Below are 15,729 nucleotides of genomic sequence, written 5' to 3' on the forward strand. Positions count from 1 at the left end.
GGGAGCCGCCTAGGTCGTCGACTCCGGGAGGCGCACGAACAGCGTGTAGCGTGCGCCTTCGATCGCTTCGAAGGCGATCAGCTTCTCGATCAGCGCCAGGTTCAGGACCTTGCCCGCGTTGAGCAGCAGCATGCCGTTGTTGGCGGTGAGGTTGCGCGCCAGCACCATGCCCGGAACCAGGTCGCGGGTGCCATGGGCACGGACTTGCGGATCGGCCAGGGTGACATCGGCAAGGGTCGTCGCGCAGACCTGGATGAACGGTTCGATCAGCTCGGGGTCGTACAGCCGGCCGGCGTATTTGCGGATGTACATCAGTGCTTCGTCGCGATTCATGCGCCGTTCGAGGATCAGTCCGCGCTGCAGCTCGACGAAATCCACCGCCAGCTTCAAGAGGCGCGAGCCCAGGGGAATGGCCTCGCCCTTGAGGTGGTCCGGATAGCCGCTGCCGTCCCAGTGCTCCTGGTGATGGCGAATCAGGCGGGCGGCGTCCTGCATCGGTTCCAGCGACATCAGCAGCGACTCGCTGAGTTCCGGGTAGCCGCGGAAACGATCGCGGTCGTGGTGATAGAGCAGGTCCGAGGGCGAGCTGAGCAGGGTGTCGTTCCAGCTCAGCTTGCCGATGTTGTAGAGCGCCGCGGCCATCGCCAGGTCGCGACCATCCGATTCGTCGACGAGGCCGCTGGCACAGCAGGCGCGGACCAGTTCGATGATTTGCTGGTTGGTCTGCTTGTCCTTGGGCAGGCGCTGGTTGACCAGCAGCGAGAAGACTTCGGTGCCGACCACGTAGCTGCGCTTTAGCTCCTCATAGGCGAGGTCGAGCATGTCGGCGGTCTGCTGCAGTTCGGCGGTGCGCGCCTGAACGCGCTTTTCCAGCGTGGCGTTGAGTTGCTGGAGGCGGTCGTTCTGCTCCTGGGTAAGTCGCTCCAGGCGCCGCCGCTCGCGCTCGGAATGCAGGTATTCGAGCGACTGGCGCAGGGTCAGCAGCAACTCGTCGTCGTTCCACGGCTTGCTCAGGTAATGGTGGATGCGCCCTTCATTGATGGCCTTGGCGATGGTTGGCAGGTCGGCATGGCCGGTGAGCAGGATGCGAATGGTTTCCGGGGAGCGGCGATGGATTTCCGCGAGCAGGGCAGCGCCGTCCATGTTCGGCATGCGGGCGTCGGACACCACCAGGTCCACGGGCCGGCTTTCCAGCAGTTGCAGGGCCTGTTCGCCGCTCTCCGCCAGCAACAGGTCGTAGGGCTGGTTGCGTAGCAGCCGGCGCAGGCTGCTGAGGATCAGCGGCTCGTCGTCGACCAGCAGCACGCTGAAGCGGATCTCCGTCTCGTTGGAAGGAGGTGCGCTATCGTTCATGAGTGTCTGTCCACCGGGTGAGTTTTGCCTGAATACTTCAGGCAAGCATAGTCCGAGTCTGGCCTGGACGAGGGCGCATGCACGCGGCGGCTGGGCGAGCGGAGGTGCGGATCATGGAGACGTTACCCATCAGGAACCGGCGCTTGCTGGTGATCGATGAGCGGCAGGCGGATCGAGACCGTGTATGCGGGGTGTTGCAGGGAACCCTAGGGGCCGAATCGCCTCCCGTGGCGCCTGAGCGGGGCTACCAGGTGGATACGGCGGGAAGCGCCGAGGAGGCATTGGGGCGGATACGCTCGGCCCTCCAGGCCGATGCGCCGTATGCCGTGGTGTTTCTCGGGATGCCGTCGGTAGGCGCGGATATTCCCGTTCTCGAGCGGTTCTGGCGTCTCGACTCCCGCTTGCAGGTCGTGGTGCATGCGCCTCCCGCCGATTTTCCGCTATTGGCGCCGTGGGCTGCGGAAGAGCGCCTGCTGCTCCTCGGCCTGCCTTTGCAGGGACAGGAGGTCCGCCAGATGGCCGGCAATCTCAGCGCCAAGTGGAACGTGACGGCTCACCTCCAGTTGCAGATGAGCCGGATGGAGGCTGCCATCCAGGAGATCACCCGGGAAGTCGGCCAGGCCAAGGAGGCGCTGGAGAAAGAGATCGGCGAGCGCAAGGAACTGGAAAGCCAACTGGTGCAGACGGAGAAGCTTGCCTCGATCGGCCACCTGGCCGCCGGCGTCGCCCATGAGATCAATAACCCCATCAGCTACGTTTCCTCCAACTACACCACCCTGGAGGAGCACGTCAGGCGTTTGCTGGAGGTACTTGAAGCCTATGAAGAGGCTCGCCCCGCGATCCGCGACGAGGCGCTGGCAAGACGCCTGGAGCAGCTCGGCGAGCGGGTCGAACTGGCCTTCGTCAAGGAGGATGTCGCCGTGTTGCTGCGCGAATCCAGGGAAGGTATAGGGCGGGTGCGCAAGATCGTCCAGGACCTGAAGAACTTCTCCCGCGTCGACGCCGAGGACGACTGGCAGTGGACCGATCTGCACCAGGGGATCGAGTCGACCCTCAATATCGTCGCCAGCGAACTGAAGTACCGGGCCGACGTGGTCCGCGAATACGGCGATCTGCCCGAGGTGAAGTGCCTGCCGTCGCAGATCAACCAGGTGGTGATGAACCTGGTGATGAACGCGGCCCAGGCGATGGGGCCGGAGCGGGGTCGCATCGTGATTCGCACGGGGCATACCGTGGAGCATGCCTGGATCGAGGTGGAAGACTCGGGGCAGGGTATCTCCCCCGAGATCCTGCCGCGCATCTTCGATCCGTTCTTCACCACCAAGCCGGTAGGCAAGGGGACCGGCCTGGGGTTGTCGCTCTCCTACGGCATCGTCCAGAAACACGGCGGCACCATCGAGGTACGTAGCCAGCCGGGAGTCGGCAGCGCTTTCCGGATCGTGCTTCCCCTGGAATCGCCCGGCAACCTGGGCGGAGCCCACGGAAATTAACTGTTGCGCCGGCTAGGGTAACGTAAGACAATGATTTATCTACCGTTTGGGGTGGGTCTCGGGTTGGGATGCCGGTTTGGTTCCCGTTGCCGGCTCACTTGAAGCGAGATCCTGCCCGGATGGCGAAATCGGTAGACGCAAGGGACTTAAAATCCCTCGGGGGTAACCCCGTGCCGGTTCGACCCCGGCTCCGGGCACCATTGTGTTTCCTGGCGTTCAGCCGACTTCTGCGTTCCTTCCCCGATTTTCTTCCGGCCCGCCATCGCGCGGCAATCAACGAGTCGACGTTGCCTTCTTTCCCTCCTCGGCCTTGGAGGCGTTTCATTCTAGTACGGCTCCGTATAGGGTTCGCCCTGGCTGGTGTGCGGGAGTGTTTGTGCAGCTTGAAGTAGTTGTCTTTGGAAGTTTGATTTTTTGTCGTTATCTTCTGCTCCTGCTTTTTAATTTCCTTTCCGAATATATTCAATTCACTGGCGGAATTATCCTCTTTTCTCCTGCATGAATTGGTAGGCGGTACTTCCTCGTTGCTGTGCTTTGCTGACAGGGAAGGATCGCGAATCAGGGTTTTTCGCCTCTTTCGTTTATGAACAGGAATTCATATATCGGAGATCAATCATGGCTTGGAAAGGTGAGGTTCTGGCTAATAACGAAGCAGGGCAGGTAACGTCGATTATCTACAATCCGGGTGATGTCATTACCATCGTCGCCGCCGGTTGGGCCAGTTACGGACCTACCCAGAAATGGGGGCCGCAGGGCGATCGGGAGCATCCGGACCAAGGGCTGATCTGCCACGATGCGTTTTGTGGTGCGCTGGTCATGAAGATTGGCAACAGCGGAACCATTCCGGTCAATACCGGGTTGTTCCGTTGGGTTGCACCCAATAATGTCCAGGGTGCAATCACTCTTATCTACAACGACGTGCCCGGAACCTATGGCAATAACTCCGGCTCGTTCAGTGTCAATATTGGAAAGGATCAGTCCTGATAACTTGTCTCGGAAAAAAAGGGCCCGAATGGGCTCTTTTTTTAAATACAAATAAAGTGAAGTTGCCCGTGTGGCCGTTATGAACGGACAGGCAGCGCTTCGCAGTTGCGACTACCAATGACAAGGGTATCGAACTCCTGGGGCTGCCGCGGTCGTGGGAAACCGAGCGAGGGGGGGCGGGGAACTGCTTCAACACGCTTCGGTCTGAACGGGAATATCGATTCCTGACCCGATTCAGAATTCCGTCCACATAGTAGACAGTACCGAAGCCGATGCCCTGCCGACTTTCCCTGGTTGTATTTCCCGCTCTCTTCTCCATTGCCGCTGGCGCCGCGGAGGAACTCAAGGACATGGCAGGTTCGACCATCGTCGTTGCCGGAAGACTCGAGGCCGTCGAATGCCCTGGCGCAGGCCTGTACGATTGCACGGGGTGGCCTGCCAACCTGTACCGTTTCGAGGGACAGGACGTGTGCCTCAGCATCGAGGCTGGCTGCGATTACAGTTGCGATGGCATTCTCAGCGAGAAGGGCGGCACGCAATCGATCCTGGTTTCCGGCTCCTATCGCGATCACATCCGCAAGGTGGAAGGCACGCAGGTCTCCTGCCCGCTCTAGAGACGCTCGGCCGAGCGCTGGAAACATCGCGAGGTGCAACGGACGGTCTGCCGCCCGCTGAAGAAGGCGAGCGGCGCGGGATGTGCTAGGGTGCCCGTTTGCAGGGAGGACCCAGGGCATGGAGCACCCATACAAGACCCCAGAGGCGGACCTGGCCGAGGAGAAGCTGACTGCGAGAGGTTTCCTTTCCGGCGGGCAGCCGCTGTGGAAGGCATTCTGGCTGTTCTTCGCTGCGGGTTTCTTATTGCTCAGCGTCGCCGCCAGGCAGGCGATGGTGGCCATTGTCGATCCGCTGATGCAGGAAGCTCCCGGCGAACATGCGGTGGCCCTGACCTTGTGGGGAATGGTCGGTGTCGAGCTGGTTAGGCTGGCCTACCTGTGCCTCAGCCTCGTCGTGGTCTGGCGCTGCGGGCGCAATTCCCGCTGGGTGGCTGCGCGCCATGCCAGCAGGGCGGTGCTGTTGGCACTGATACTCCTGACCCTTTACTCGATCTATCTGGTCTGGGCCTTGCTCGCCAGTCCCTGAGCGACGCGCCGAGGCTGGCGAGCATGCTGGTAGGGCCCACTCCACGTGCCTGCGTTGGCTAACGCCGCAGCCAGTCCTCCAGTTGCTCCGGCAGCATCGGCTGGGCGATCAGATAGCCCTGGCCCTCGTGGCAGCCCCAGGCCTGCAGCAGGTGGAAGGTGTCGTGGGTCTCGATGCCTTCCGCGACCACCCGATAACCCAACTGGCTGGCCAGGCCGATCACCGCCTGGGTGACGCTCTGCGCCTTCGGCGAGCCGGCGAGGTCGCGGGTGAACGATTGGTCGAGCTTGATGGCGGTGATTGGCAGATCGCGCAGGTAGGTCCAGTTGCTGTAGCCGGTGCCGAAGTCGTCCACCGCGATGCCCATGCCAAGCTCCCGGGCACGCAGCAGCACCGAGCCGACCGCCGAGGCGTCGCGGATGAGTACGCTTTCGGTGAATTCCAGCTCGAGGGCGGAAAGGTCGATGTCGTAGGTTTTGGCGAGTCTGACGGCCTCTTCCAGGAAGCTGCTGTCTTCCATGTCCGATGCCGATACGTTGATCGCCAGCCTGAGCGGGATGTTCCGTGCGTTCCATTGCGCCAGCTGGGCCATGGCATGGCGCAGCACCCAGTCGCTGAGGGGGCGCATCAGTGCGGTTTTCTCCGCCAGGGGCACGAATTCGGCGGGGCTGACGAAGCCGAGTTGCGGGTGCCGCCAGCGCAGCAGCGCTTCCACGCCCGTGCACCTGCCTGTCGGCAGGTCGATTTTCGGCTGATACACCAGATGGAAGCCTTCTTCGGTTCCGATCGCCTGGGACAGCGAGGTCAGCAATGTGAAGGCACGCTGCTGGGCCTGGTCCAGCGGCGGGTTGTAGCGGGCCCAGCCGACACCGCGGTCGCGGGCGTCGTCGGCCGCGCTGACCACCAGGCGCAGCCAGTCCTGATCGCCGTCGAGGGGATCGTCGGCAAGCGGTAGTACGCCGAGGCCCACGTTGGCCTTGATCGGGATCCCGCGACATACGACGGGGCTTTCGAAGGCCCGCAGCAGGCGGAGGCAGACCGACTCGGTTTCTTCCTGTTGCTGCCGTGGCAGGAGCAGTCCGAAGCGCGTCGGGCTGATCTTGTAGAGAGTGAAATCCGGCAGTTCCGCGCGGATGCGGTCGCGCGCCTCGAGCATGAGGTCGTTGGAAAAGGGATAGCCCAGCGTACGGATGATGGTATTCAGCAGGGCGAGGGGCAGGAGGTCGGCGGCGATCACGGTGAGGGCGCCGTCGCGCTGCAGGCGCAGGGAAACGTCCTCCTGCAGGCGGAGACGGTTGTACAGGCCGGTTGGCTCGTCGATGTAGTTGGTCGAGCGGAGCGTATGGATACGGGCCATCACCAGCCGGGCGAAGTGCTCGAGCATGGCGACGTCCCGCTCGGCCAGCGGCCCGCGTGGTTCCCGGTCGATGACGCAGAGGCTGCCGAGGTTGAGACCTTCCGCGGTGGCCAGCGGAGCCCCGGCGTAGAAGCGGATGCGCGGTTCGCCTTGCACATAGGGGTTGTCCCGGAAGCGCGGGTCGAGGGTGGCGTCGGCCACCTCGAATACTCCCTTGCCCAGGATCGCATAGGCGCAGAACGAATCCCGTCGCGGCGTCTGCCGGATATCGAGGCCGATGCTCGCGCGAAACCACTGGCGCTGATGGTCGAGGATGGAAATGAGCGCGATGGGCGTCTGGAAGTAGGACGTAGCGGCGGCGAGGATTTCCTCGAATACCTCGTCCGCACCTTCTTCCAGCAGACCGAGTTGGTCGACGTAGGCCTGTCTCGAATGCTCGTCCTCGGGATAGGGTGGGGTTGCCATGCTGGACTCCTGGGCTACTGCGATGTCGGGCATCGGCAATCAATGATGTCATTGTGCCTTTATTTCGTGGAGCGCGGGCTCTTTTCCCAGATTGCAGCGATGAAAGGGCGTGGAGGTTGATCGCGGTCATGCCGGTACGGCCTTCGACGCCGACGCCAGCTCTGCGAAATCGATTACCTGGTAAACGGACTCTTCCTATATCGGCCAGCATCACCGCTCGCTAAAACGGTCGCACATGCTTCCACCGAGAAAAGACATGTCCGACACGCTCTCCTTCGCCTCGCGCCTCTGCAAGTTCGTCATCCTTCTCGTCATCCTGCTGATCGGCGGCGCCAGCCTCTTCCTGTGGTGGCTGGGGCGGCCTTACCAGGACGCCATATCCGCCTTCGTCCCGTTGCTCATGCCGATGCTCGTGCTGGTGCTGGCGTTCGATACGTTCCGGGCCCTCGCCCGAACGAGGCGCTAGGCGTCAGCGAGGCAGCGCTGTATTCCCGTCGTTTTACCCTGCCAGTTCTGGTAGGCGGCGGGTCTTCTCAGGCAAGCGCTTGAACTGGATGAGGTTTCCGGATTTGTCCTGTTTCCGTGGCGAAGCCGTGCTTGCCTAATCCCCCGGTTCATCTAGATATACCCATGGCTTTCTCAGGGTTAAGGAGAAGTCATGCAACGAATCGTCATCGTCGGGGGCGGAGTGGGCGGCACCATGCTCGCCAACCTGCTGGTCGTCCGGCTCTACCCGGAGATACTCGGCGGCGAGGTGCAGGTACTGCTGATTTCCGACTCGCCGGATCACTACTACAAGCCGGCCTTCATGTACGTCGCCTTCGAGCAATTCTTCCTCGAAGATCTGAAACGACCGCAGCGCTCGCTGCTGCGGCCGGAAGTGATTTTCCAGCTCGACCGGGTCGACCGTTTCGATTTCCCCCGCCAGGAACTGCAGACCCGCAGCGGCAGGCGCCATGGCTACGACTACCTGGTGATCGCCACGGGTTGCGTGCCGGCTCCGGAACGTATCGAGGGGCTGAAAGAGGCTGGCGACCATTTCTACCAGTACCAGCCGGCCCGTCGGTTGGCCGAGCGGCTGGCGAGCCTGGAGTCGGGGCGGGTATTCATCACGGTGAGCTTCCCGAGGACGCCGAACGTGCCCCACCAGTGCGGGATCGCGCCTGTGGAGACGACCCTGATGCTCGACGACTACTTGCGCCGCCGGGGTGTCCGCGAACGTGTCGAGATCGTCTACACCTATCCCACCACGGCCCAGTTGCTGCGCAACTGTCTGTTCCTGCAACGACCGACCTGCGAAATCCTGCCGAGCCTGTTCGAGCAACGCGGCATCCGTTTCCAGCGCGGTTTTACCCTGGCCAGGGTCGACCCGGAGCGGCGCATCGCCTATTCGGAGGAGGGCGACGAGCAGCCGTTCGACTTGCTCATGGCGACACCGCCGATCCACGCCGTGGATGCGGTCAGGGAGTGCGGCCTGTCCCAGGCCGCCGCCGACGAAGGCTGGTTGCCGACGAACCATGAAACCTTGCAGGTGTATGGCGTCGACCGGGTGTATACCCTGGGCGATACCGTCGATCTGCCGGTGAGCAAGGCCGGTGGGGCCTGTCACAACCAGGCGCCGGTAGTCGCCAGCAACATCGCTGCCGAGATTCGTCTCGGCAAGCCCTGCGCGATCTACGATGGACGAGTCCAGGCTGTCGCGCAGATGGGCCTGAACGCCGGAATGCCGCTCTGGTACGACTATCGGCACGACGTAAAGCCGACCCCGCCGACCAAGCTTGGCGGGTTGTTGCGCCAGGGTTTCAATCGCGGCCTGTACTGGGCCGTAGCCCGTGGAATGCTTTGACCCCGCACGGGGAGGAGCCGACATGGATAGCCATCAGCAGCCATACGCGTCGCAGGCGCAGGCCGATACCACCCTGTTTCCCGAGCAGACCCGCGAGAGTCTCCAGGCCCTGGCCGTCAAGTTGCAGCCGCTGATCGAGGGCCACCGCCTGGACAACCTGGTGGATCTGCTGTCACTGCTTTCGGATATCGTCGATCTGCTGGACCCGGCCATGGTGGACAGGCTGGCGCAGCTCTTCGAGCAGGTCACCAGCGTCGGTTGGTCAGTCGGCAACGCGGTACGCGTGGCCAAGGCGGAGCTGCTCCGAGAGCAGCCGCCAAGCCTGAAAGACCTGCTGCGGTTGTTGCGCGACGCCGATACCCGGCGCGGGTTGGCTCTCGTGCTGGGTAGTTTGCGCAGCCTGGGGTGCCAACTCGCCGCGGAGCAGGAGGTTGCCCATGGTGCATGACCTTCTCCGAGATCGTGCGGATCTAGAGGCGCGTTGGAACCCTTCCGCCTACATGCAGTTCGCCCGATTGCGCCAGCGGCCGGTGGTTGAGTTGCTGGACCATATCGAGCTGTGCTGTCCGGAGCGGATCTACGATCTTGGCTGCGGAACCGGCATCGCTACCGAATTGCTCGCCCGCCGCTGGCCGCTGGCCGAACTGCACGGCGTGGACAGCTCCGTGGAGATGCTCGAGGAGGCCGCGCGCTTGCCGATCAAGGCCAGTTGGGAACGCGCCAACCTGCGCCACTGGTGCGCCGAGCGCCCTGCCAGCCTGCTGTTCGCAGCGGCGGTACTGCACTTTCTCGAAGATCACGGCAAGCTGCTGCCACGCCTGCTGGGGCAACTGGCTCCGGGAGGCTGCCTGGCGGCGCACATGCCGAACTGGCGCGATGCTTCCTGGTATCGCCTGATGCTCGATGCGCTGGACAGTGCGGGCCCCGGTGGTGCATCGCTGGGCAGCCCCGCGTTGCGCTACCGGCTGCATCGGCGCAATGTGCTGTCGCTGGACAACTACTACCGGCTACTGGCGCCGCTGACGGCGGAGCTGGACATCTGGGAGACCGAGTACCTGCAAGTGGTGGACGGCAACGACCCGATCTTCGATTGGATCAAGGTCTCCGCCTTGCGTCCGGTGCTCGGCGAACTGGACGAAGAGGCGCGTCGGCGCTTCCTCGACCGTTACCTGGAACTGCTGCACCGTCACTATCCACGGGAACTGGATGGACGAACGCTGTTCCCGTTCCGTCGAGTATTCATCGTCGCCAGTCTCGGCCGCTGAACGGGCGTTTCAGTGATCGGAGAGAATGTCCACGGCGCCCGGCTTGTCGTAGGCGCCGAAGCGATCGACCAGGGTCGCGCTGGCGGCGTTCAGGCCCAGCACGTCGACCTGCACGCCGCGCTGGCGAAAGCCCAGGACCACCTTGTCCAGTGCCGCGACGGCGGTGACGTCCCACAGGTGGGCGTGGCGCAGGTCGATGAGCACATGCTCCAGTGTCTCTTTCAGGTCGAAGGCAGCGACGAACCTGCCGGACGACGCGAAGAACACCTGTCCCCTCACCTGGTAGTGGCGGCGGGTGCCGTCGGCGGAGCGTTCGCTGTCGATATCGAGGTAGTGCCCGATCTTGTTGGCGAAGAACAGCGAGGCCAGGAGAACGCCGGCGACCACGCCGAAGGCCAGGTTGTGGGTGGCGAGGACCACGCCGACTGTCACCAGCATGACCAGGTTGGTCGATAGCGGGTAGCGCTTCAGGTTGCGGATCGACTCCCAGCGGAAGGTGCCGATGGACACCATGATCATCACCGCCACCAGGGCCGCCATGGGAATCCGCCCGACCCAGTCGCTGAGGAACACCACCATCAGCAGCAGCGCGACGCCGGCCACCAGGGTCGAGAGCCGGCTGCGCCCGCCGGATTTAACATTGATCACCGACTGGCCGATCATCGCGCAGCCAGCCATGCCGCCGAGCAGGCCGGTGGCGATGTTCGCCAGGCCCTGGCCCTTGCATTCGCGGTTCTTGTCGCTGCCGGTGTCGGTCATCTCGTCGACGATGGTGGCGGTCATCAGCGACTCCAGAAGGCCGACCACCGCCAGGGCGGCGGAGTAGGGCAGGACGATCAGCAGGGTGTCGAGGTTCAGCGGCACGTCCGGCCAGAGGAACAGCGGCAGGCTGTCGGGCAACTGACCCATGTCGCCGACGGTGCGGATGTCCAGGCCCAGGTAGATGGATATGCCGGTGAGGACCAGGATGCATACCAGCGGAGAGGGCAGCAGCCGGCCGATCCGGGGCAGGTGCGGGAAGCCGTAGACGATCGCCAGGCCCGCGGCGGTCATCGCGTAGACCGGCCAGCCGACATCGGTGAGTTCGGGTAGCTGGGCCATGAAGATGAGGATCGCCAGGGCATTGACGAAACCGGTCACCACCGAGCGCGAGACGAAGCGCATCAGCGAACCCAGGCGCAGGTAGCCGGCGAGTATCTGCAGCACGCCGCAGAGCAGGGTCGCCGCCAGCAGGTATTGCAGGCCGTGGTCCTTCACCAGGTTGACCATCAGCAGCGCCATGGCGCCAGTCGCGGCGGAGATCATTCCCGGACGGCCGCCGGCGAAGGCGATCACCCCCGCCATGCTGAAGGAGGCGTACAGGCCGATCTTCGGGTCGACCCCGGCGATGATGGAGAAGGCGATGGCCTCGGGGATCAGCGCCAGGGCGACGACCAGGCCGGCGAGCAGGTCGCCGCGGAGGTTGGAGAACCAGTTCTGTTTCAGCGTCTGTAGCATCGGGATACCCAGGGGCGAGGCACGGCCCGTGCAGTCGGTCGACAGCGCGGGCCGCGGGATGGCATTGGAAAAAACAAGGGATGACGACAGGCGTTCAGGCGAACGAACGCTGGCCACGGTCGTTCGGACGGTGGCCGGAAGGGGCAGGCATGGCTATGGCGGAGTGGGCAGCCAGGTCATCGGGGAGTAGCGGGTAGTCGCTTGCAGGGAGCGGCAGCATAGCCGATTCGACAGGTTCGACCAAGCCTGCAGCTCGGGCTTTCCCTGGGGTGCGTCGCGATCGACGGCATGGAACCAAACAAGCGAAACGGTTCTAAGCTATCGAGGGATCGTCCTCGCATGGAGAGAACATCATCATGTTCAACACTCGTTCTGTGCTGGCGCTGGTCGTGAGCCTGTCCCTGATCGGCGGTACGCCTGCCGTCCTGGCCGACCCGGGCAATGGCAAGGGCAACCCGCACGGTAACCAGATGGACGGCGGAAAGGGTAACAAGGGCAACAAAGGCAACCAGGGTGGCCACGACAACCATGGCGGCCCCGGCAACAAGGGCGGCGGCGCCGGCCAGAAGGGCAACGGCGGCGGCAACTGGGACTCGGGACCGCGTATCGACGTCGGCGGGGTACGGGTGATCCTCGGCGACAACCGCGGCTACTGGAACCCGGGGCCGGCCCTGCCGCCCGGCATCCAGAAGAACCTGGCGCGCGGCAAGCCGCTGCCGCCCGGCATCGCCAAGAAACTCGACGGCCGCCTGCTAGGCCGGCTGCCGCACTACGACGGCTACGAGTGGATGCAGGCCGGCACCGACCTGCTGCTGGTGGCGGTGGCGACCGGGCTGATCTACGAGGTGCTGGACAACGTCCTCGACTGATCGAACCCTGGCTGTGCATGGCGGATAGCGCCACAACGCTATCCGCCATGACCCCCCCGTTGGAGCGGCGGATAATCGCGTTGCGGTTGTCCGCCTTACCTCATGGAAGTCGTTTTCTTACCCCAGGTCAGGCCCGCAGGCGTTGCAGGGCATCGCCCAGTTGCGCGGAGAGGCCGTGGAGATCGCGGCTGGCGGCTTCGGTCTGCTCCACCTGTTCCTGGTTGCTGGAGGCGATCGAGGCGATTTCCGTGAGGTTGCGGGAAATGTCCTCGGCCACGGCGGTCTGTTCCTCGGCGGCGGTAGCGATCTGGCGGTTCATGTCGCGGATCGATTCGACCGAGGCGGTGATCTGGCGCAGCATGGCGCCGGCGTTGGCAACCTGCTCGGCACCGGCCTCGCTGCGCGACTGCCCGCTTTCGATGGCGCGCGCGGCATTCACCGCGCCGTTCTGCACGGTATCGATGATCTGGTGGATCTCGGCGATGGACTCGGCGGTGCGCTGCGCCAGGGTGCGGACCTCGTCGGCGACCACCGCGAAGCCACGGCCGGCATCGCCGGCGCGGGCGGCTTCGATGGCCGCGTTGAGGGCGAGCAGGTTGGTCTGCTCGGCGATGCCACGGATCACGTCGAGGACCTTGCCGATCCTGCCGCTATCGCTTTCCAATTGGCGGATGACCTCCACCGTATGGTCGATCTCCTTGCGCATCTCGCCGATGCTGCGAATCGTTTCTTCCATCACGTCTTCGCCGCGCTGGGCGGAATCGTCCGCCTCGTCGGCGGCCCTGGCCGCGTCGCCGGCGTAGCGCGCCACTTCCTGGGCGGTGGCGGACATTTCCTGCATCGCCGTGGCGACCTGGTCGGTGCGGCTGAACTGCTCGCGGGTACCGGCCGCCATCAGGCTGGCGATCGCGTTCAGCGAGCCGCTGGCGCTGTCCAGGTCGCGGGTACTGCGCCGCAGCCGGTCGAAGATGTCCACCAGGAAGTCGCGCAGGGTGTTGGCGGCCAGGGCCAGCTTGCCGAGTTCGTCCTTGCGCCGGATCTCGATGCGCTCGCCGAAGTCGCCATGGCTGAGCTGGGCGATGTGCTCGATCAGGCGTTGCACCGGACGGACCAGGTTGCGGTTGACCAGCCACAGGCTGAGCAGGGCGACGGCCAGGCTGGCGCCGATCAGCACCAGGCTGCCGAGCAGCATGGTGCGCCGGGCCTCCGCGCTGATGGAGGAGGAATGGAGATCACTGGCCTGGTGCAGTTCGTCGCGCAGGGTCTGCATCTGCGCGGTGGTGGCGCGGTCGATGCCGGTCACCGCCTGGTCGCCGGCGATGGGGTCGGCGCCCGCCTCGAGGAACCGTTGCCTGCCTTGTCGGTAAGCCGTACCGAGTCGCCGGTGCTCTTCGCGCAGGCGCTCGACACGATCCTTCAACTCGCCTTCGGCCACGCTGCCCAGGCGCCCGAGGATGTCCTGCACCGCTCGCTCCTGGGCTTCGAACTGGCTCCAGTATTTCGTCTGGGCCTCCGTCTGGCGTCCGCGCAGCAGGACGTTCTTCCATTCCTGGACCTGGCCGCGGAATTGCAGGTTGGCCTCGTCGATCAGTTGCGCCGCCCGCACGGGGCCGCCGAGCAGCTCGCGGTAGGCGCGTACGTCGCCGGTCAGCGAGCCGAAGCAGGCCAGGGCTATGAGTAGCAGCGCCGCCAGGCTGCCGCCGAGCAGGACAAGGATTTGCGCACGTAGGGATTGTTGCAGCATGGAACGCCTCGATGGATTGCCAGGTTGGACCGGCACGCAGGCTGCGACGAGGCAGCCGAGGACGTCCCTGTGGCCCGGCGAGGCGGGCATGGCGCGTGTTCCGGCTCGCAGAGTATCGACAGCGGATCTGACAACTTGAGGACGACGCAGGGGCCGGGCCAGAGCCGACGAAGGGAAATAGCTGGCATGGATGTTCTGCGGGGCTTCGGTTAATCTCTGTGACGAATGTCACATTGTGCCAGTCGAAGGATCTGACTCATGGATGTCCCTCCCACCGTTCAGGATGAACAGGCCGTTTCCCGCCAGTTGCACTCGTTGAGTGTGCGCAATCTCGCTCACCTGGCCGCTGCCCTGACCCAGCTCGGCTTCGAGCTGTCGCGCAGCTCCGACCCTGGCACCCGCCAGGCGGCCAATGCCTTCATCGGCCAGTTGGCCAATATCAACCAGGACATTGATCGACAGATCGAGCTGCTCAGCGCGCTGGACGCCGACAACGTGGGGTTTCGCCTGCTGGACGAGGTGCAATACCCGGATGCGCCCGAATGAGCCGACGCCAGGAGCACGCAAAGAGTGGAGGGGGTGTGCGGGCCGAGAGCGGCAGTCTCCCGGCGTGGCGCTGATCAGTCTTCCTGGCGCAGGTCGCTGAGCATCTGCTCCCAGTACTGGTTGGCCTTGCGGTTGAGATCGAAGGCGGCTTGACGCAACTGGTCGTACTCGGCGCCGCTGTAGCCGCTTTCGCGCAGCTTCTGGCGAGCGGCGTCGGCTTCTTCGCGCAGACGGTTGTAGGTCGCCTGGTCGTCCGCCCAGGTCCTGCCTGTGCGCCGGGTGTACTTGTCCTGGGGTTCAGCCATGGGTTCTCCTTGCGGGCCGGATGGGACTTGGAAAAACGCTGCGCTGAACAGACTTTTTCCAATGGCAAAAATTCAAAAAAAACTGACGGATTGCGCGACTTCGCTATTGGTACCGATGTCCCATACCTGTACGCCAGCCGATGAAATTTGTGCGTTCCTCGCCAAGTCGGCTAGCTTGTTCAGGCTTGCGCCTTGGCGCTCGCCGTCTCTCCGGTAAGCTGGGAACGTTGTCGCCATGGGCTCGGAGACTGCGCGGACGGCGCCATGGCGACAGGTCCGACCTTTCCCTCCGATGGGTTTTGCGAGTAAGGAAATGCTATGAGAAGCAAGGCGTCCGGCTTGGCGCTGGTGGTAGTGGCGGGGCTTGTGGCGGGTTGCGCCAGCAGTGGCTATCAGCCCGAGGTCGACTGGCCGGCCGGCTGGCAGGTGATCACCGAGAGCATCCCACCCGAGGCCAGCGACGTGGAGCAACTGGGCTCCCGGCAACTGGCGACCAAGCTCGGGCCGGGAGGCGAGAAGGAAGCCAGCATCGAGTTGCTCAGCCTGAAGATGATGGAAGAGGAGTCGGTGGAGATCGACGGCCAGTTCCAGAGTGTCTTCGATGTCGTCCAATCGGGCTACCGCAAGGCCGGGCTGGGCTCGCGCTGCACCACACCGATCCGCTCGAACCTCGGCGGCCTGGCATCGCTGGAGACCCACTGCCGGATCAGCCAGGGCAACGAGGTGCTGCTGACCCAGATCGTGGCGATGGCCCTGGGACAGCGCGCGATGTACTCCCTGGTATATACCGCCAGTCCGTCCAACAGCGTGGTCTACCGGCAGAGCTACCTGCGCACCCGGGCCAGCCTGGTCCTGCGCTGAAGGGCCA

At 64.1% G+C, this 15,729-nt stretch carries 16 protein-coding genes and 1 tRNA gene; 12 read left to right on the plus strand and 5 right to left on the minus strand.

What is annotated here, in order from left to right; genetic code table 11:
- Positions 1-9 precede the first annotated feature (9 nt).
- Positions 10-1,353: a response regulator c-di-GMP phosphodiesterase, NosR family gene (locus tag HMPREF2716_RS17190; protein WP_003102481.1), complete on the minus strand. Its 1,344-nt coding sequence runs from the start codon at positions 1,351-1,353 to the stop codon at positions 10-12.
- A 77-nt stretch (positions 1,354-1,430) separates the two neighbouring features.
- On the opposite strand from HMPREF2716_RS17190, the gene HMPREF2716_RS17195 reads away from it, so the two are divergent.
- The 5 genes from HMPREF2716_RS17195 (at position 1,431) to HMPREF2716_RS17215 (ending at position 4,967) form a co-directional block, all read left to right on the plus strand.
- On the plus strand, positions 1,431-2,843 hold the full coding sequence (locus HMPREF2716_RS17195) for an ATP-binding protein (RefSeq protein ID WP_070621968.1): 1,413 nt from the start codon (positions 1,431-1,433) through the stop codon (positions 2,841-2,843).
- A 113-nt stretch (positions 2,844-2,956) separates the two neighbouring features.
- A tRNA-Leu gene (locus tag HMPREF2716_RS17200) sits at positions 2,957-3,043 on the plus strand.
- Between the two features lie 415 nt (positions 3,044-3,458).
- The gene (gene lecA / locus HMPREF2716_RS17205; RefSeq protein WP_003102492.1) at positions 3,459-3,827 is read left to right on the plus strand and encodes a PA-I galactophilic lectin; all 369 of its coding nucleotides are present in this window, start codon (positions 3,459-3,461) and stop codon (positions 3,825-3,827) included.
- 272 nt (positions 3,828-4,099) lie between these two features.
- A complete protein-coding gene (locus HMPREF2716_RS17210; RefSeq protein WP_023517715.1) occupies positions 4,100-4,441 on the plus strand; it encodes a hypothetical protein in 342 nt (113 codons plus the stop codon).
- A 118-nt stretch (positions 4,442-4,559) separates the two neighbouring features.
- Entirely contained in the window at positions 4,560-4,967 is a 408-nt protein-coding gene (locus HMPREF2716_RS17215) for a hypothetical protein (RefSeq protein WP_003102495.1), read from the plus strand.
- Between the two features lie 58 nt (positions 4,968-5,025).
- On the opposite strand, the gene HMPREF2716_RS17220 is transcribed toward HMPREF2716_RS17215, so the two are convergent.
- Positions 5,026-6,789, minus strand: a complete 1,764-nt coding sequence (locus tag HMPREF2716_RS17220; protein ID WP_003102498.1) for a cyclic di-GMP phosphodiesterase — start codon at positions 6,787-6,789, stop codon at positions 5,026-5,028.
- Positions 6,790-7,045: 256 nt separating this feature from the next.
- On the opposite strand from HMPREF2716_RS17220, the gene HMPREF2716_RS17225 reads away from it, so the two are divergent.
- The 4 genes from HMPREF2716_RS17225 (at position 7,046) to HMPREF2716_RS17240 (ending at position 9,900) form a co-directional block, all read left to right on the plus strand.
- Positions 7,046-7,255: a hypothetical protein gene (locus HMPREF2716_RS17225; RefSeq protein ID WP_023129750.1), complete on the plus strand. Its 210-nt coding sequence runs from the start codon at positions 7,046-7,048 to the stop codon at positions 7,253-7,255.
- A gap of 192 nt (positions 7,256-7,447) precedes the next feature.
- Positions 7,448-8,635, plus strand: a complete 1,188-nt coding sequence (locus HMPREF2716_RS17230; RefSeq protein ID WP_015648930.1) for an NAD(P)/FAD-dependent oxidoreductase — start codon at positions 7,448-7,450, stop codon at positions 8,633-8,635.
- Positions 8,636-8,657: 22 nt separating this feature from the next.
- Positions 8,658-9,083 (plus strand): DUF1641 domain-containing protein, encoded by a 426-nt coding sequence (locus HMPREF2716_RS17235; RefSeq protein WP_003090035.1) that lies wholly within the window; start codon positions 8,658-8,660, stop codon positions 9,081-9,083.
- On the plus strand, positions 9,073-9,900 hold the full coding sequence (locus tag HMPREF2716_RS17240; protein ID WP_003090032.1) for a class I SAM-dependent methyltransferase: 828 nt from the start codon (positions 9,073-9,075) through the stop codon (positions 9,898-9,900). Before HMPREF2716_RS17235 ends, HMPREF2716_RS17240 begins: the two co-directional genes overlap by 11 nt.
- Positions 9,901-9,909: 9 nt before the next feature.
- Here HMPREF2716_RS17240 and HMPREF2716_RS17245 read toward each other — a convergent pair whose 3' ends face one another.
- A complete protein-coding gene (locus tag HMPREF2716_RS17245) occupies positions 9,910-11,397 on the minus strand; it encodes a SulP family inorganic anion transporter (RefSeq protein ID WP_070621969.1) in 1,488 nt (495 codons plus the stop codon).
- A 356-nt stretch (positions 11,398-11,753) separates the two neighbouring features.
- Between HMPREF2716_RS17245 and HMPREF2716_RS17250 the strand changes: the two genes are divergently transcribed.
- On the plus strand, positions 11,754-12,266 hold the full coding sequence (locus tag HMPREF2716_RS17250) for an anti-virulence regulator CigR family protein (RefSeq protein WP_003090028.1): 513 nt from the start codon (positions 11,754-11,756) through the stop codon (positions 12,264-12,266).
- Between the two features lie 127 nt (positions 12,267-12,393).
- On the opposite strand, the gene ctpH is transcribed toward HMPREF2716_RS17250, so the two are convergent.
- Positions 12,394-14,100, minus strand: coding sequence for a methyl-accepting chemotaxis protein CtpH (gene ctpH / locus HMPREF2716_RS17255; RefSeq protein ID WP_003122632.1), 1,707 nt, complete (start codon positions 14,098-14,100; stop codon positions 12,394-12,396).
- Positions 14,101-14,268: 168 nt separating this feature from the next.
- Between ctpH and HMPREF2716_RS17260 the strand changes: the two genes are divergently transcribed.
- Complete coding sequence (locus HMPREF2716_RS17260) at positions 14,269-14,556, plus strand: type 4 pili assembly inhibitor PlzR (protein ID WP_003102510.1); 288 nt, start codon at positions 14,269-14,271, stop codon at positions 14,554-14,556.
- Positions 14,557-14,630: 74 nt separating this feature from the next.
- Here the strand turns inward: HMPREF2716_RS17260 and srfA are convergent, their stop codons facing one another.
- Positions 14,631-14,861, minus strand: a complete 231-nt coding sequence (gene srfA, locus HMPREF2716_RS17265) for a stress response facilitator SrfA (RefSeq protein WP_003090022.1) — start codon at positions 14,859-14,861, stop codon at positions 14,631-14,633.
- 318 nt (positions 14,862-15,179) lie between these two features.
- On the opposite strand from srfA, the gene HMPREF2716_RS17270 reads away from it, so the two are divergent.
- Positions 15,180-15,722 carry a DUF4946 domain-containing protein gene (locus tag HMPREF2716_RS17270; RefSeq protein WP_012614084.1) on the plus strand — a complete coding sequence of 181 codons (543 nt, stop codon included), beginning with the start codon at positions 15,180-15,182 and terminating at the stop codon, positions 15,720-15,722.
- Positions 15,723-15,729: the final 7 nt, after the last annotated feature.

Origin of the sequence: Pseudomonas sp. HMSC076A11 (assembly GCF_001810205.1) — a bacterium.
Lineage (GTDB): Bacteria > Pseudomonadota > Gammaproteobacteria > Pseudomonadales > Pseudomonadaceae > Pseudomonas > Pseudomonas aeruginosa.

What these genes read in the sequence shown, in the direction of transcription:
- HMPREF2716_RS17195 (WP_070621968.1), top strand. Translation starts at nt 1,431, where the DNA reads ATGCACGCGGCGGCTGGGCGAGCGGAGGTGCGGATCATGGAGACGTTA.
- HMPREF2716_RS17235 (WP_003090035.1), top strand. Translation starts at nt 8,658, where the DNA reads ATGGATAGCCATCAGCAGCCATACGCGTCGCAGGCGCAGGCCGATACC.
- HMPREF2716_RS17240 (WP_003090032.1), top strand. Translation starts at nt 9,073, where the DNA reads ATGGTGCATGACCTTCTCCGAGATCGTGCGGATCTAGAGGCGCGTTGG.
- ctpH (WP_003122632.1), bottom strand. Translation starts at nt 14,100, where the DNA reads ATGCCCGCCTCGCCGGGCCACAGGGACGTCCTCGGCTGCCTCGTCGCA.
- HMPREF2716_RS17215 (WP_003102495.1), top strand. Translation starts at nt 4,560, where the DNA reads ATGGAGCACCCATACAAGACCCCAGAGGCGGACCTGGCCGAGGAGAAG.
- HMPREF2716_RS17220 (WP_003102498.1), bottom strand. Translation starts at nt 6,789, where the DNA reads ATGGCAACCCCACCCTATCCCGAGGACGAGCATTCGAGACAGGCCTAC.
- HMPREF2716_RS17230 (WP_015648930.1), top strand. Translation starts at nt 7,448, where the DNA reads ATGCAACGAATCGTCATCGTCGGGGGCGGAGTGGGCGGCACCATGCTC.
- HMPREF2716_RS17250 (WP_003090028.1), top strand. Translation starts at nt 11,754, where the DNA reads ATGTTCAACACTCGTTCTGTGCTGGCGCTGGTCGTGAGCCTGTCCCTG.
- HMPREF2716_RS17190 (WP_003102481.1), bottom strand. Translation starts at nt 1,353, where the DNA reads ATGAACGATAGCGCACCTCCTTCCAACGAGACGGAGATCCGCTTCAGC.
- HMPREF2716_RS17245 (WP_070621969.1), bottom strand. Translation starts at nt 11,397, where the DNA reads ATGCTACAGACGCTGAAACAGAACTGGTTCTCCAACCTCCGCGGCGAC.
- lecA (WP_003102492.1), top strand. Translation starts at nt 3,459, where the DNA reads ATGGCTTGGAAAGGTGAGGTTCTGGCTAATAACGAAGCAGGGCAGGTA.
- HMPREF2716_RS17225 (WP_023129750.1), top strand. Translation starts at nt 7,046, where the DNA reads ATGTCCGACACGCTCTCCTTCGCCTCGCGCCTCTGCAAGTTCGTCATC.
- srfA (WP_003090022.1), bottom strand. Translation starts at nt 14,861, where the DNA reads ATGGCTGAACCCCAGGACAAGTACACCCGGCGCACAGGCAGGACCTGG.
- HMPREF2716_RS17270 (WP_012614084.1), top strand. Translation starts at nt 15,180, where the DNA reads ATGAGAAGCAAGGCGTCCGGCTTGGCGCTGGTGGTAGTGGCGGGGCTT.
- HMPREF2716_RS17260 (WP_003102510.1), top strand. Translation starts at nt 14,269, where the DNA reads ATGGATGTCCCTCCCACCGTTCAGGATGAACAGGCCGTTTCCCGCCAG.
- HMPREF2716_RS17210 (WP_023517715.1), top strand. Translation starts at nt 4,100, where the DNA reads ATGCCCTGCCGACTTTCCCTGGTTGTATTTCCCGCTCTCTTCTCCATT.